General features: G+C 41.1%; 20 protein-coding genes. 2 read left to right on the top strand and 18 right to left on the bottom strand.

Going from position 1 to position 14422, the window contains the following annotated elements:
* Nucleotides 1-68 precede the first annotated feature (68 nt).
* On the bottom strand, nucleotides 69-4007 hold the full coding sequence (locus ABXG98_RS06935) for a rhombosortase-dependent M36 family metallopeptidase (protein WP_353537960.1): 3939 nt from the start codon (nucleotides 4005-4007) through the stop codon (nucleotides 69-71).
* A gap of 308 nt (nucleotides 4008-4315) precedes the next feature.
* Between ABXG98_RS06935 and ABXG98_RS06930 the strand changes: the two genes are divergently transcribed.
* Both ABXG98_RS06930 and ABXG98_RS06925 read left to right on the top strand, forming a co-directional pair.
* Nucleotides 4316-4669, top strand: a complete 354-nt coding sequence (locus tag ABXG98_RS06930) for a DUF3802 family protein (RefSeq protein WP_353538004.1) — start codon at nucleotides 4316-4318, stop codon at nucleotides 4667-4669.
* A gap of 63 nt (nucleotides 4670-4732) precedes the next feature.
* Complete coding sequence (locus ABXG98_RS06925; protein WP_353537959.1) at nucleotides 4733-5137, top strand: OsmC family protein; 405 nt, start codon at nucleotides 4733-4735, stop codon at nucleotides 5135-5137.
* A gap of 43 nt (nucleotides 5138-5180) precedes the next feature.
* Here ABXG98_RS06925 and ABXG98_RS06920 read toward each other — a convergent pair whose 3' ends face one another.
* The 17 genes from ABXG98_RS06920 to rplX form a co-directional block, all read right to left on the bottom strand.
* Nucleotides 5181-6080 (bottom strand): phosphoribulokinase, encoded by a 900-nt coding sequence (locus ABXG98_RS06920; RefSeq protein WP_353537958.1) that lies wholly within the window; start codon nucleotides 6078-6080, stop codon nucleotides 5181-5183.
* A 124-nt stretch (nucleotides 6081-6204) separates the two neighbouring features.
* Entirely contained in the window at nucleotides 6205-6609 is a 405-nt protein-coding gene (gene rplQ, locus ABXG98_RS06915; RefSeq protein WP_353537957.1) for a 50S ribosomal protein L17, read from the bottom strand.
* 44 nt (nucleotides 6610-6653) lie between these two features.
* The gene (locus tag ABXG98_RS06910) at nucleotides 6654-7643 is read right to left on the bottom strand and encodes a DNA-directed RNA polymerase subunit alpha (RefSeq protein WP_353537956.1); all 990 of its coding nucleotides are present in this window, start codon (nucleotides 7641-7643) and stop codon (nucleotides 6654-6656) included.
* A 28-nt stretch (nucleotides 7644-7671) separates the two neighbouring features.
* Nucleotides 7672-8292 carry a 30S ribosomal protein S4 gene (gene rpsD, locus ABXG98_RS06905; RefSeq protein ID WP_242287331.1) on the bottom strand — a complete coding sequence of 207 codons (621 nt, stop codon included), beginning with the start codon at nucleotides 8290-8292 and terminating at the stop codon, nucleotides 7672-7674.
* 32 nt (nucleotides 8293-8324) lie between these two features.
* Complete coding sequence (gene rpsK / locus ABXG98_RS06900; RefSeq protein ID WP_114325558.1) at nucleotides 8325-8714, bottom strand: 30S ribosomal protein S11; 390 nt, start codon at nucleotides 8712-8714, stop codon at nucleotides 8325-8327.
* Nucleotides 8715-8727: 13 nt separating this feature from the next.
* Nucleotides 8728-9084 carry a 30S ribosomal protein S13 gene (gene rpsM, locus ABXG98_RS06895; RefSeq protein ID WP_242287332.1) on the bottom strand — a complete coding sequence of 119 codons (357 nt, stop codon included), beginning with the start codon at nucleotides 9082-9084 and terminating at the stop codon, nucleotides 8728-8730.
* A gap of 195 nt (nucleotides 9085-9279) precedes the next feature.
* Entirely contained in the window at nucleotides 9280-9393 is a 114-nt protein-coding gene (gene rpmJ, locus ABXG98_RS06890) for a 50S ribosomal protein L36 (RefSeq protein ID WP_130603190.1), read from the bottom strand.
* 31 nt (nucleotides 9394-9424) lie between these two features.
* Entirely contained in the window at nucleotides 9425-10765 is a 1341-nt protein-coding gene (secY, locus tag ABXG98_RS06885) for a preprotein translocase subunit SecY (RefSeq protein ID WP_353537955.1), read from the bottom strand.
* 8 nt (nucleotides 10766-10773) lie between these two features.
* Nucleotides 10774-11208, bottom strand: a complete 435-nt coding sequence (gene rplO / locus ABXG98_RS06880; protein WP_353537954.1) for a 50S ribosomal protein L15 — start codon at nucleotides 11206-11208, stop codon at nucleotides 10774-10776.
* Nucleotides 11209-11210: 2 nt separating this feature from the next.
* Nucleotides 11211-11390 carry a 50S ribosomal protein L30 gene (gene rpmD, locus ABXG98_RS06875; protein ID WP_353537953.1) on the bottom strand — a complete coding sequence of 60 codons (180 nt, stop codon included), beginning with the start codon at nucleotides 11388-11390 and terminating at the stop codon, nucleotides 11211-11213.
* 6 nt (nucleotides 11391-11396) lie between these two features.
* Nucleotides 11397-11906 carry a 30S ribosomal protein S5 gene (rpsE, locus tag ABXG98_RS06870; protein WP_353537952.1) on the bottom strand — a complete coding sequence of 170 codons (510 nt, stop codon included), beginning with the start codon at nucleotides 11904-11906 and terminating at the stop codon, nucleotides 11397-11399.
* Nucleotides 11907-11915: 9 nt separating this feature from the next.
* Complete coding sequence (gene rplR / locus ABXG98_RS06865; protein ID WP_353537951.1) at nucleotides 11916-12269, bottom strand: 50S ribosomal protein L18; 354 nt, start codon at nucleotides 12267-12269, stop codon at nucleotides 11916-11918.
* A gap of 9 nt (nucleotides 12270-12278) precedes the next feature.
* Nucleotides 12279-12812, bottom strand: coding sequence for a 50S ribosomal protein L6 (gene rplF, locus ABXG98_RS06860; RefSeq protein WP_353537950.1), 534 nt, complete (start codon nucleotides 12810-12812; stop codon nucleotides 12279-12281).
* 10 nt (nucleotides 12813-12822) lie between these two features.
* Nucleotides 12823-13212 (bottom strand): 30S ribosomal protein S8, encoded by a 390-nt coding sequence (gene rpsH / locus ABXG98_RS06855; RefSeq protein WP_502901541.1) that lies wholly within the window; start codon nucleotides 13210-13212, stop codon nucleotides 12823-12825.
* 19 nt (nucleotides 13213-13231) lie between these two features.
* The gene (gene rpsN, locus ABXG98_RS06850) at nucleotides 13232-13537 is read right to left on the bottom strand and encodes a 30S ribosomal protein S14 (protein WP_353537948.1); all 306 of its coding nucleotides are present in this window, start codon (nucleotides 13535-13537) and stop codon (nucleotides 13232-13234) included.
* Between the two features lie 4 nt (nucleotides 13538-13541).
* The gene (gene rplE, locus ABXG98_RS06845; RefSeq protein ID WP_353537947.1) at nucleotides 13542-14087 is read right to left on the bottom strand and encodes a 50S ribosomal protein L5; all 546 of its coding nucleotides are present in this window, start codon (nucleotides 14085-14087) and stop codon (nucleotides 13542-13544) included.
* 12 nt (nucleotides 14088-14099) lie between these two features.
* Nucleotides 14100-14414, bottom strand: a complete 315-nt coding sequence (rplX, locus tag ABXG98_RS06840; protein WP_353537946.1) for a 50S ribosomal protein L24 — start codon at nucleotides 14412-14414, stop codon at nucleotides 14100-14102.
* Nucleotides 14415-14422: the final 8 nt, after the last annotated feature.

Below are 14422 nucleotides of genomic sequence, written 5' to 3'. Positions count from 1 at the left end.
TTATTCTTCCCTCTAAATTGAAAAAGCCAGCGAAATCGCTGGCTTTTTAATAATAACAATAAACCAGACTACTTACGACGACGTAAAAGTGCTAATGGTAATAACAACAATGCTAACCAAGAAGTAGAGCCACCACTAGATTTTTTAGCGGGTGGCGTCACTGGTGCTGGAATGTCTTTAACTGTAACAGACACATTGCTTACGACAGAATCTGTACCATCATTAACCGTTAAGGTTAATTCAACTGAAGTTGAACCTGAGGCCACAGCCGGTGCAGTAAAGCTAGCATTAGCTGTATCAGCACCCGTGATAGTCACTCCAGTATTTGTGGTTTCTGCCCAAGTATAAGTTAACGCATCACCATTAGGATCAACGGCTTCTGCTGTCAATACCACATTAGCGCCTTCATTGACCGTTTGCGATAAAACGCTATCTGCTATCGTCACCATTGGTAAGCGGTTATTACAAGCAAAGCTGTCACCTGCAACAACATCTGAGAAAATACTCGTTTGAGTATTGGTAAAAGTCATATCATCAATGTACCAACCTGCACTAAAACCAGAAAAAGGTTCAGGTACAAAGGCGGAATCTGTTGCTAAACGGAAACGGAATTGTACTTGGTTACCGTTAATAGACTCACCAAAACTAATAGTTTCCATACCGTAGTTTGTGCCTGAGAACATTGGACGTTCAGCAATAACCGCTTCTGTATGTTCTAACCCTACATCAGTATATCCATCGCCTAAGAACACAGCACCCACTTCTGTGACATCGGCCCATTCACCACCATTGATACTTACTTCTACTACAGCGCCATCATAACCTTCTTCAATGTTATATAAATGCCAGAAGCTAATAGTATAATCACCATCAAAGCCAACTGCCATTGGGCGGGTTTGATAAGCAACATCAGAGGTGAAGCTATTGGCTGTGGCCGAAATCATGCCGTCCGTTGCATCCCATTGATCTAGACCCCAAGTACCTGTTGCCAGATCACCACCATCAATAACATTTTCAGTGAAATCATGTAGACGAGACAGAGTATTAAAGTCTTCAACTTGTGAGCTACCTACTAATTCTCGAGCCACAAAGTCAACATTTGTTGTTATTGATAGCTCATATTCCGCGGCTTCAACTCCACCATCAAGATCAGGCACAAACTTAAGCACTAGTTCGTCACCTACTCCTGCATCATTTAAGGTAAATTCGATAGGCGCACTCGTAGCTGAACCAAACATAGCTATATCACCTAAGGTCACAACGCCATCATTAGCAAATGTAACATCATGACCGCTTTCGGCTACTACAGTACCGCTTACACCGCTAAGAGCTGCATTACCACCATTATAGACAGAAAAACTAACCGTACCTGTTTCTCCTTTATCTAAAATATTATCATTTGAACAGTAACCCGAAGTTAAGCCTGCATAGTTGGTGTCAACCTTATGTGCGGTAACAGAAAAAGTATCTAGGTCAGTTTTGTACGACTCAACAACACCTGCGTGATCTGTTGAGAAACGACTTGGCGAAACAGCGCCTAAGCCCATACCACGACGTGCAAAGGCTGCTAAGATTAACTTATAATCTTCTTGATCATTCGCGTATGCGGCTGCCAATAGCGCATCACGCCCTTCGGTGAAGGTCGGAGCCATTGGCATCATCTTATAACTCGCCACAAGATAATCTTTCATCAAGCTTTTTGCTTCATCAAAAGTATGACGTTCGTCATTAACCATGGCAATAAAGCTATCCCATAGCATTGAGGCATATACAGCCCCTGAACCATGAACTTCTGGATCCGCTTCAACATCAGCAAAAGTAGATGGGTTTATCTCCATATTGGTTGAGTAGGGGTATTGGCGGATACCATTAACGAAGCTAGCAACGTAGGTAGTATCACCGTAGCCACCAGCATAGTTTTCGTTACCTGCGACTAAGTTGTCATCAGCATCTGAAGCAAATAATAGCGCATGGAAATCACCAAAACCTTCACCCATTGAGCCTGCTTGGTTACTACTTAAACCTGAGCCATTACCCACTAAACGATTACTGATATAGTGACCCCATTCATGGGCAACAATAGCATTATCCCAAGAGCTATCTTTAAACACCCGTGTTAGATCGTTTCTAAACATCTTGATAGAAACGCTTTGATTAGCATCTAATAAAGCATAAATGGCGGCACCCTGATTTTCTGAAATGCCCATGCTAGGTATTGTGACAGTATCATCACTTCCACCCATAGGTGCAGGATCATCACCATCTTTATTATTTGCTACTAAAACAGCAATAGCTCCCGCTTCTTGGGCATTTTTAACTTTCACGGTGAAATTACACGCACCACGATCTATGATGGCGATTTTGCCAACTAGGTCCGCGCCATTTGTCGCAGCTTCACAGCCATCTCTTACTGGATCTGTTCCATCTTCAATACGGATCAAACTACCTGAAACATCAAAGACCTTAGGACCAAAACTTGAAAGCCTTACGCCATCCAATAAACCAATAGATGAATGAGAGGTAGCTGTTACACCATAATCAACGCCGTTTTCTGCTTGAGTCGTTTCCCAAAGGTACATCTGCATACGTGGAGAAGCGCCATCTGCAGGGGTAGACATATTGGCATTATCAAAACCCGAATTGTCTTGAACCTCTACATTTAATGCATCTCCTTCAACACCACCACGACCATAGTTTAGTGCTTGAGCGTTTCCTGATGCTTCATCAAAGCCATGGGCGTAAAAATCATCATGTAAATAGTTATTCATTAAAAATAAATTCACGATGGCAGCTTTTCGGTTATTGACTGAGTATTCAGCTTCCGTGTCATCATATGGATAATCAAAGGTATTGGCGCTGGTCACTTCAGCCATATAATCGCCGTTGGTAAAACCTTGTGGAGCAACAGCATCAACGTAAGCAGTAACATTGTTACCTGCGGTAGTAGTGGCATCATCAGCCAACCATGCATCTTTTGTACTAATAGGGCCGTGACTCAATGAAACCAACGGGGCATCTAGGTACGCTGCGGTTAAATATGCATCTTCATCGCTACCTGCTGGTGCTGGCATCACATTACCATGAGGGCTATCCCAAGGTTTACCATTTGCATCAGCATAAATCCGGTAATTAAAGTCTGCGGCATGGCTAGTTAAATTCTTTTTAAATAAAACTTCGCCGGTTTTTGCCGATATAACATACGCATAATATTCTGAATCGAGACTATTAATATCAGCAGTTTCAAGCTCAACATAATGAGCAGCAACTAATGTGTTTTTATGCTCAAAGAATACTTTTTTAGCTCGAGGCTCACCAACTAATTGTTTAGCTGTTGACATGTTGTCTACAGAAAACTTATCGAATTTATCCGTTGAAGCTTTTGCAACTACGCTGACAGCGCTGCTATCTCCGCCCATTGCCGAAAATGCAGCACTTACTGACTTAGCACTGTTACCGAACGCACTATCAATGTTTTTAAGCACTGATGCTGCCGAGCGACTCGCCGTTTTTCCTAAAAAATACCCAGATGAGGCAACTAAATCAAAGTTACGATTCATCATAATATTGTATTCACTATTAAATACTTCAACGCCTGCGACTTCTTGCTTGTATTTAGCAATTTTTGCGCCGCGTCCTAAATCATGAATATTTGCTAAAACAGGTTTAGCTAAACTCTGGTTAGCTTTATTTAGACCTGTTAATTGCTTCAAATAAAAGTCTGCTGCAAAAGCGTTTTGATGCGCTATAGCAATAGCGCCAACATTGGGTTTAACGATATTTTTACTGGCCCATGCAAAAGTAGTTTTACCTAATTTTGCATCATACTGATTGGCCATACCGCTGACAGTATTAGTTTGAGTCTGTTGTTGTGATAAAACATTGGTAGGTAATTTGCTTTTACCTGATGCTTTAAATGTTTGAGCATCAGTTGTATTTGCGGCAACACTACCTAGTGCGGTAACAGAAAGTGCGGCACCAACAAAACTTGCAATAAGTGATTTTTTCATTTTGATTAAAACTCCTTCAATAGCTTTGCTTGCTCATTGTGAGTAGCAAATTTGCTTATTTTATTTATTATTAATTTCTTTGTTGAAAACAGACTAAACTAAAATGCTAAAACAAAACAGCCCATAAACAAAAATATTACAATTATTTTACAATTACTGCTGTACTGAATTATGAACAAGACTTAATACTGCTTCAATTTTCATTTTTCATTTTTCATTTTTCATTTTTCAAAGTAACTATTTTTTGCGTGTTGATCACTAGACCTGATACAATGCGGTTTTGTATAGAAGTGCAACACGATATTAGAATGATTATTGATAACGAGGGTTACATTCACATAATTGAATATTTAACAGAGCACTTATGTTTATTTGAAAACTCAACTACCGATCATTACCAAAGCAGCTCTGTCTTGTCCGTGATAGAAAGTGAACTAAGCGAGCAAATAATGTCAGTTTGCGGGCAAAATAAAATTCTGTCATTTAACCAACGCAATACTATTATTCGTGAATGTGATGCAATAGTTCATGACCTACAAGAAATATTATCCGGTGTTATTAATAAGCCCGTTACCCAGCAGCAACATAGCTTTATTAGCGAGTTTGCATCATTAATCAAAAATTTATTTGATACACATATTAATAGTGCCATAAAAAGCTGATTTGCTATTGCAAACATCACAAATTAATTAAAATGCCCTTTTTTACGATAAGAGAGTTCAACAATGAAAGCACAAGTTAAATGGCTTGGTGAAGAGCTATTTCTCGGCACTTCAGAGAGTGGTCATACGTTAATGATCGATGCTAATGGCGGTAATTTAGCGCCCAGTCCCTTAGAAAACATTCTGATGTCTTTAGGCGGTTGCTCTTCGGTTGATGTGGTAAGTATATTACAAAAAGCTCGCCAACAAATTAACAATTGTGAGGTTGAAATTAATGGTACTCGCGTTGAAACCGTGCCTAAATTGTTTTCAGCTATTCATTTGCACTTTGTGATCACCGGACACAACATTAAAGAAAACCACGTACAGCGCGCTGTGGCTTTGTCTGCTGACAAATATTGTTCAGTGGCACTCATGCTGTGCGGTAAAGTGAGTATTACCCATGACTATACTATTATAGAATGCTAGCAACACGTAAACTTACACTGGCTATACTCGTTTACCATTAAGCTTATAAATCGCTCATCCAGTCGAGCTGTTTGTTCGCTTGGTTTTTTCTTTCCATGAGATCACGGATCAGCGGGGTCAAGATTAACTCCATTGCTAAACCCATCTTACCCCCAGGCACAACCATGGTACTTACGCGTGACATAAATGCACCATCAATCATACGAAGGTAATATTGAAAATCGACATTTTTAACTTCGCGGAACCTTATCACCACAAAGCTTTCGTCTAAAGTCGGGATCGCTTTTGCGCTAAATGGGTTAGAAGTATCAACGGTTGGCACCCGTTGAAAGTTAATATGGGTACGAGAGAACTGTGGTGTGATAAATGAAATATAATCTTCCATGCTTCGGACAATGCTCGCGGTTACTGCTTCACGGCTATGACCGCGCTTTTTGGTATCGCGGATAATTTTCTGTATCCATTCCAAATTAACAATAGGCACCATACCAATCAGTAGATCTACATGCTGAGCAACATCATTATCGGCGGTAACAACACCGCCATGGAGGCCTTCATAGTATAAAAGATCAGTGCCTTCGCCTAATTCTTCCCATGGGGTAAACGTACCTGGCATTTGGTTATAAGGCACGGCCTCGTCAAAGGTGTGTAAGTAGCGCCTCATCATCCCTCTGCCAGTTTCACCATAACTACAAAAAAGTTTTTCTAAAGCGCCAAAATCATTCGCTAAATCACCAAAATAACTTATATTAGCGCGGATCTCTTTCGCCTTTCGCTTTTCTAGGTCCATCTCTTGGCGAGAAAATCGGTGAAAACTATCGCCTTCAACATTGACTGAGTTTATCCCTAGCGTGCGAAATATATGTTCAAACGCAGCGGTAGTGGTGGACGTACCAGCGCCAGATGAACCAGTAATAGCAATAATAGGGTTTCTTGAAGACATAAAACTAGCTCAATAAAAAAGATAGCTATTTTATACGGGGTAATTCCATTAAGGTCAAGTAACAAAAAACCGAGCCTAAGCTCGGTTTTTTAATTCTATCACAGAGTGAAACTTAAACGTGGGTTTAAGCTTCTGCTGATTCTTCGACTTCTTCAACAATTTCTTCAACTGCTGGACGGTCTACTAATTCAACGTAAGCCATAGGCGCTTTATCACCAGTACGGAAACCGCATTTTAAAATACGCGTGTAACCACCTGGACGTTCTTGGTAGCGTTCACCAAGTTCGTTAAATAAAATACCTACTACTTCTTTGTCTTGTGTACGAGCAAATGCTAAACGACGATTTGCAACACTGTCGGTTTTAGCCAATGTAATCAAAGGCTCTACAACGCGACGTAGTTCTTTAGCTTTAGCTACAGTCGTTTTAATAACGCCGTGCTTAACTAAAGAGCTTGCCATATTGCGGAACATCGCTTGGCGATGACTGCTATTACGGTTTAACTGGCGACCACTTTGACGATGACGCATGTGTTAATCCTTCTTAAAAAACTATTAAAAAAACGATGATCGAACTAGTCGTTGTCAACGATGCTTTCTGGTGGCCAGTTTTCTAGGCGCATACCTAGAGACAAACCACGTGACGCTAACACGTCTTTAATTTCAGTTAATGACTTCTTACCTAAATTAGGCGTTTTAAGAAGCTCAACTTCAGCACGTTGTACTAAATCACCAATATATTGAATTGCCTCTGCTTTTAAACAGTTAGCGCTACGAACAGTTAGCTCTAAATCATCTACAGGACGAAGCAAGATTGGGTCAAACAATGGTTTTTCTTCCACTTGCTCAACTTCTTTAATATCACGAAGTTCTACAAACGCATCTAGCTGTTCAGCTAAAATAGTTGAAGCGCGACGGATAGCTTCTTCCGGATCCAATGTACCATTGGTTTCCATATCTAAAACTAATTTGTCTAAATCTGTACGTTGTTCAACACGTGCAGAATCTACATCATAAGCAATTCTAACTACTGGACTGAATGAGGCATCAACCAACAAACGACCAATAGCACGATCTTCTTCCTCGGCATCACGGCGCGCTGAAGCAGGTACATAACCACGACCTGTTTCAATTTTAATGCGCATACTGATAGAACCTTCACCAGTTAAAGTGCAGATTACATGATCTGGGTTTGCAATAGTTACATCACCATCATGTTGTATATCAGCTGCCGTTACAGGGCCTTCACCAGACTTAGTTAAAGTCAGAACGGCTTCATTTTTGCCTTCTAATAAAACAGCAAGCCCTTTTAGGTTTAACAATATTTCGATGATGTCTTCTTGAACACCTTCTTTACTACTGTATTCGTGTAATACACCATCAATTTCTACTTCAGTTACAGCACAACCTGGCATTGAAGATAAAAGAATGCGGCGTAACGCATTACCTAAAGTGTGACCAAAACCACGTTCTAATGGCTCTAAAGTTACCTTAGCACGACGAGGGCTAAGGGTTTCAATACCAACCATTCGTGGTCTAAGGAATTCGGTTACAGAACCCTGCATATATGTCCTCTCTTAAAGTGCAACTTTACTATTTAGAGTAAAGTTCAACAATTAACTGTTCATTAATTTCAGCAGATAAGTCAGCTCTATCTGGAACACGTTTAAATGTACCTTCAAGTTTTTTATTATCAACTTCAACCCAAAGTGGCTTCTCACGTTGGTCAGCTAAGTCTAAAGCAGCAATAATACGTGCTTGAGTTTTAGATTTTTCGCGAACAGAAACCACATCTTCAGCTTTAACAGTGAAAGATGGAATATTTACTACGCCGCCGTTTACCACGATAGCCTTATGGCTAACTAATTGACGAGCTTCAGCACGAGTGCTTGCATAGCCCATACGGTAAACTACGTTGTCTAAACGTGTTTCTAAAAGTTGTAACAAGTTTTCACCTGTATTACCTTTTAAACGCGCAGCTTCTTTGTAGTAATTACTGAATTGTTTTTCAAGTACGCCATAAATACGACGAACTTTTTGTTTTTCACGAAGTTGAACACCATAGTCTGACAAACGACCGCGACGGGCGCCATGTTGACCTGGTATTGTTTCGATTTTACATTTAGTGTCAATTGCTCTAACACCGCTTTTAAGGAACAAATCTGTTCCTTCACGGCGACTAAGTTTTAACTTAGGACCTAAATATCTAGCCATTTTCTTTCTCCAACTATCCTAAAAAAAAGCGATTAAACGCGACGTTTCTTAGGAGGACGACAACCATTATGAGGAATAGGTGTAACGTCAGTAATGTTGGTGATTTTAAAACCAGCAGCATTTAAGGCACGGATAGCAGATTCACGACCTGGACCTGGACCTTTAACGAACACTTCAATATTCTTCAAGCCAAACTCTTTTGCAGTAGCGCCTGCGCGGTCTGCAGCTACTTGCGCAGCAAAAGGGGTAGATTTACGTGAACCACGGAAACCTGAACCACCTGCAGTCGCCCAAGATAATGCATTACCTTGACGGTCTGTAAGAGTCACGATTGTGTTGTTGAAAGAAGCATGGATATGAGCCATGCCGTCAGCAACTTGTTTTTTTACGCGTTTGCGCGAACGAACTGGTGTTTTTGCCATTATCTAGTTCCTCTTACTTCTTAATTGGCTTACGAGGACCTTTACGGGTACGCGCATTTGTTTTAGTGCGTTGACCACGTAGAGGAAGACTGCGACGGTGACGAATGCCACGGTAACAACCTAAATCCATAAGACGTTTAATGTTCATTGAAACTTCACGGCGCAAATCACCTTCTACGGTAAATTTGTCCACTTCAGCGCGAAGCAAATCAATTTTTGCTTCATCTAATTCACTGATCTTCGTTGATTCTTCAATACCGGCAGCTGCACAAATTGCTTTCGCACGTGTAGCACCAATACCGTAAATCGCAGTAATGGCGATTACTGCATGCTTACGATCAGGGATGTTAATGCCAGCGATACGGGCCACTAACACATCTCCTATTAATAATTAAAATTACTTTGGTTGGAAAGCCCGTTAGGATACCCAACCATTCTCTTTTTTCGCAAATCGAAGCGGCATTATACAGAAAATTCTGCATAATGCCAGTTCAAAAAGATCTAAGCGTTAACTCATTACTAAGCTAAGTTTTATTCTTAAACTTGTAACTCGTTGCTTGGGTGATTAGCCCTGTCTTTGTTTGTGCTTTGGCTCTGAGCAAAGAACGCGAATAACGCCTTTACGCTTAACCACTTTACAGTTACGACAAATCTTTTTTACGGATGCACGTACTTTCATTTTATACTCCGTTAACTTTTTTTGACTCAGTCTATCGACCGTAGCCTTTTAAGTTTGCTTTTTTAAGTACATTGTCATATTGATGAGACATCATATGCGTTTGTACTTGTGCCATAAAATCCATGATAACAACAACGATAATCAATAATGATGTACCGCCAAAATAGAACTGAACGTCCCATGCTATCATCATAAACTCAGGTACCAAACAGACAAATGTAATATATAACGCACCTGCTAGGGTTAATCGCGTCATTACTTTATCTATGTATTTGGATGTTTGTTCACCTGGACGAATCCCTGGAATGAACGCACCTGACTTTTTCAAGTTATCTGCTGTTTCACGCGGATTGAAAACCAATGCCGTGTAAAAGAAACAGAAAAATATTATTGCTGCAGCTAACATCAATACATACAAAGGTTGCCCTGGCGACATCGCCTGAGAAACACCTTGTAAGAAATCTGCCACAGGACCTTCACCTTGACCGAACCAGCTCGCTAACGTGCCAGGGAACAAGATAATACTTGAGGCAAAGATAGGCGGGATAACCCCAGCCATATTTACTTTCAAGGGTAAATGCGTGCTTTGTGCAGCGAAAACCTTACGGCCTTGCTGACGTTTAGCATAGTTAACAACAATACGTCGTTGACCACGTTCTACAAATACCACTAAGAAAGTTACTGCAAATACCACAACGCCAATAAGCAATAATACTAATAGGTGCAATTCACCTTGACGCGCCATCTCTGCCGTTTGACCAACAGCTGACGGCATGCCAGCAACAATACCAGCAAAAATAATAATCGAGATACCATTACCAATACCGCGTTCAGTAATTTGCTCACCTAACCACATTAAAAACATAGTACCGGTAACCAAACTAACTACTGCAGTGAAATAAAAACCAAAGCCAGCATTCATAACTAAGCCTTGCATCATTTCTGGTAAACTTCTGGCAATCGCGATCGACTGAACTGTTGCTAGAACTAGTGTGCCGTAACGTGTGTACTGGCTGATTTTACGTCGTCCTGCTTCACCTTCTTTCTTAAGCTCGGCAAACTTCGGTGTCATAACCGTCATAAGCTGCATAATAATTGAAGCCGAAATGTACGGCATAATACCAAGGGCCAATACTGAGGCTCGCTCAAGTGCACCACCAGAGAACATGTTAAACATTTCTACAATGGTGCCCTTTTGTTGTTCAAAGAACTGAGCTAATACAGCGGCGTCAATACCAGGGATTGGTACAAATGATCCTAAACGTAGCACGACTAATGCTATGAATACGAACCATAATCTTTGTTTAAGCTCAGACGTACCGCCTGCGCTCTTACTTCCCTTTTGAGAAGCGTCCAATCCTGGTTTAGCCATAATCTGTATTATTCCTCGATGTTACCACCGGCAGCTTCAATAGCTGCACGAGCACCTTTAGTTACGCCTAAACCGCGAACAGTGATCTTGCGAGTAATTTCGCCAGACAGCATGATTTTTGCTGTTTCAATGTTACGGCTGATTAGACCAGCATCTTTTAACGCGTGAATATCAACAACATCACCTTGAATTTGATTTAATTCATGTAAACGAACTTCAGCGCGAACTAAAGATTTACGTGACGTAAAACCAAACTTAGGTAAACGTTGTTTCAATGGCATCTGACCACCTTCAAAACCAGGACGTACACTACCGCCAGAACGAGACTTCTGACCTTTGTGACCACGACCACCTGTTTTGCCGATACCAGAACCAATACCACGACCACAGCGTTTCTTAGCTTTATTCGATCCCGGTGCAGGGGATAAAGTATTTAAATGCATAATTAATCCTCCACCTTAACCATATAGTAAACCTTGTTAATCATACCACGCACAGATGGAGTATCTTCTAACTCAACTGTGTGATTGATACGACGTAGACCAAGGCCTTTTAATGTAGCTCTATGCTTCGGTAAACGACCGATAGAACTTTTTACTTGTGTTACTTTAACTGTTTTAGACATGCTGAATTACCCCAGTATTTCATCAACGCTTTTGCCACGTTTAGCTGCCATGCTTTCAGGCGAATGCATATTCGTCAAAGCAGAAACAGTAGCGCGAACTACGTTAATTGGGTTAGTAGAACCGTATGCTTTTGACAATACGTTCTGAACGCCTGCAACTTCAAGTACTGCACGCATCGCGCCACCGGCGATGATACCTGTACCTTCAGAAGCTGGTTGCATGTAAACTTTAGAACCAGAATGACGGCCTTTGATAGCGTGTTGAAGAGTTGTACCCTTCAAGTCAACTGTTACTATGTTACGGTGCGCTTTTTCCATTGCTTTTTGAATAGCAGCAGGCACTTCACGTGCTTTACCGTAGCCAAAACCAACGCGACCATTACCGTCACCAACGACTGTTAATGCGGTGAAACTGAAAATACGACCACCTTTAACCACTTTAGATACGCGGTTAACGGCGATTAGCTTTTCAGCCATATCACTTTGTTGTGTGTTTTCTTGATTATGATTAGCCATTATCAACCCCTAGAACTGAAGACCAGCTTCGCGAGCTGCTTCTGCTAATGCTTTAACGCGACCATGGTAAAGGAAGCCTGAGCGATCAAAAGCAACTTTAGAGATGCCTTTGGCTACAGCACGCTCAGCAATTGCTTTACCTACTGCAGTTGCTGCTGCAACATTACCTGTTTTTTCAACTTGCGCTTTTACTTCGCTGTCTAAAGTAGACGCAGAGGCAATCACTTCGCTACCAGTTGGCGCGATTAGTTGAGCGTAAATGTGACGAGGAGTACGGAATATGACTAAACGATTCGCACCCAACTCGCTGATTTTTGCACGAGAGCGTTTAGCTCTGCGCAAACGAGATGTTTTCTTATCCATAGTATTACCCTACTTCTTCTTAGCTTCTTTACGACGAACGTATTCATCAGCGTAACGTACACCTTTACCTTTATAAGGCTCTGGTTTACGGTATGCACGAATGTTCGCTGCGGTTTGACCAACTAAATGTTTATCACAACCTTTCAGTGTGATTTCAGTTTGGCTAGGAGTTTCAACAGTAATTCCTTCAGGAATTGCGTGTTTGATTGGGTGTGAAAAACCTAAAGATAAATCTAATGATTTACCAGCAGCTTTTGCACGGTAACCAACACCCTGTAAAACTAATTTCTTTTCAAAACCTTTACTAACACCTTCAACCATATTATTGATTAAAGCGCGTGCAGTACCGGCTTGTGCCCATGCAGTTCTTTCATCGCATGCGATATTAGTAATGATTTGGTTCTCTTCTTGAGAAACCGCAACAAAACTGTGAATCGTACGTGATAATTCACCTACTGGACCTTTAACTGTGATGTCTTGACCTGATAACGTTACGGTAACGCCAGCAGGAACAGCGACAGGTGCTTTTGCAACACGAGACATAATGTACTCCTTACTCTACGAAACCAAGAACTTCACCGCCAATACCCGCAGAGCGAGCGGCGCGATCCGTCATCAAACCTTTAGAAGTAGAAACTATCGCAATACCCATGCCGGCAAGAACTTTAGGAAGTTCATCACAGCTTTTGTATATACGAAGACCAGGACGTGAAACACGCTTGATCGTTTCAATTACTTCTTTACCTTCAAAATATTTCAACTCAACAGATAGCTCTGGCTTTACATCGCCTGCTACTGAGTAGTCTGAAATATAACCTTCTTCTTTAAGTAAGTTAGCAATTGCAACTTTTAACTTTGAAGACGGCATTGTTACTGCAACTTTTGCTGCAGATTGACCGTTGCGGATGCGTGTAAACATGTCCGCGATAGGATCAGTCATCATAACCATTTACTCCCGTGAATTACCAACTAGCTTTCTTAAGACCTGGAACTTCACCACGCATTGTTGCTTCGCGCAACTTAATACGGCTTAAGCCGAATTTACGTAAGAAACCATGTGGACGACCCGTAACATTACAACGATTACGTTGACGGCTACTTGAAGAATCACGAGGTAAACTTTGAAGTTTCAATACCGCATCCCAACGATCTTCTTCAGAAGACTCTGGACTTGAGATGATTTCTTTTAACGCACGACGCTTTTCAGCGTACTGAGCTACTAGTTTTGTACGTTTAGCTTCACGAGCTTTCATTGACGATTTAGCCATAACTCTACACCTTCTTCTTGAACGGGAAATTGAAGGCAGACAATAAAGCGTGTCCTTCTTCGTTATCTTTCGCGCTAGTAGTAATAGTGATATCTAATCCGCGAATTTTATCGATTTTATCATAATCGATTTCAGGGAAGATGATTTGCTCACGAACGCCCATGCTGTAATTACCACGACCATCGAATGACTTAGGGTTTAAGCCACGGAAGTCACGGATACGAGGAATTGAGATAGAGATTAAACGCTCTAAAAATTCCCACATACGCTCGCCGCGTAGAGTTACTTTCGTACCAATAGGATAGCCTTCACGAATTTTGAAGCCCGCAACTGATTTGCGTGCTACTGTCGTGACCGGCTTTTGACCTGAGATTGCAGTAAGATCATTTGTGGCGTGTTCTAAAACTTTTTTATCAGAAATAGCTTCACCAACACCCATATTAAGGGTGATCTTTTCAATCCGAGGGACTTGCATGACACTTTTATAACCGAACTTCTTTTGAAGATCTGCTACAACTGTATCTTTGTAAAAATCATGCAGTTTCGCCATCGTTTACTCCAATTAAATTAATTCGTTATCAGATTTGAAGAAACGAACTTTTTTGCCGTCTTCAATTCTAAAACCAACGCGGTCAGCCTTACCCGATTTAGGGTTAAGGATAGCTACGTTAGATACCTGCAAAGGTGCTTCTTTTTCAACAATGCCACCAGGCTGCTGTAACTGAGGTACAGGCTTAGTGTGCTTTTTGATTAAATTAACGCCTTCTACGTATACTTTGCCGCTTTCAACAAGAACTTTAGTAACTTTACCAGTTTTACCCTTGTCTTTGCCTGCAAGTACGATTACTTCATCATCACGACGAATCTTAGATGCCATTATCGTGA

This window comes from Colwellia sp. KU-HH00111 (assembly GCF_040362745.1).
Lineage (GTDB): Bacteria > Pseudomonadota > Gammaproteobacteria > Enterobacterales > Alteromonadaceae > Colwellia.
Note: the sequence above shows the minus strand (reverse complement) of the source record. Positions and strands in the feature narration are given on the sequence as shown.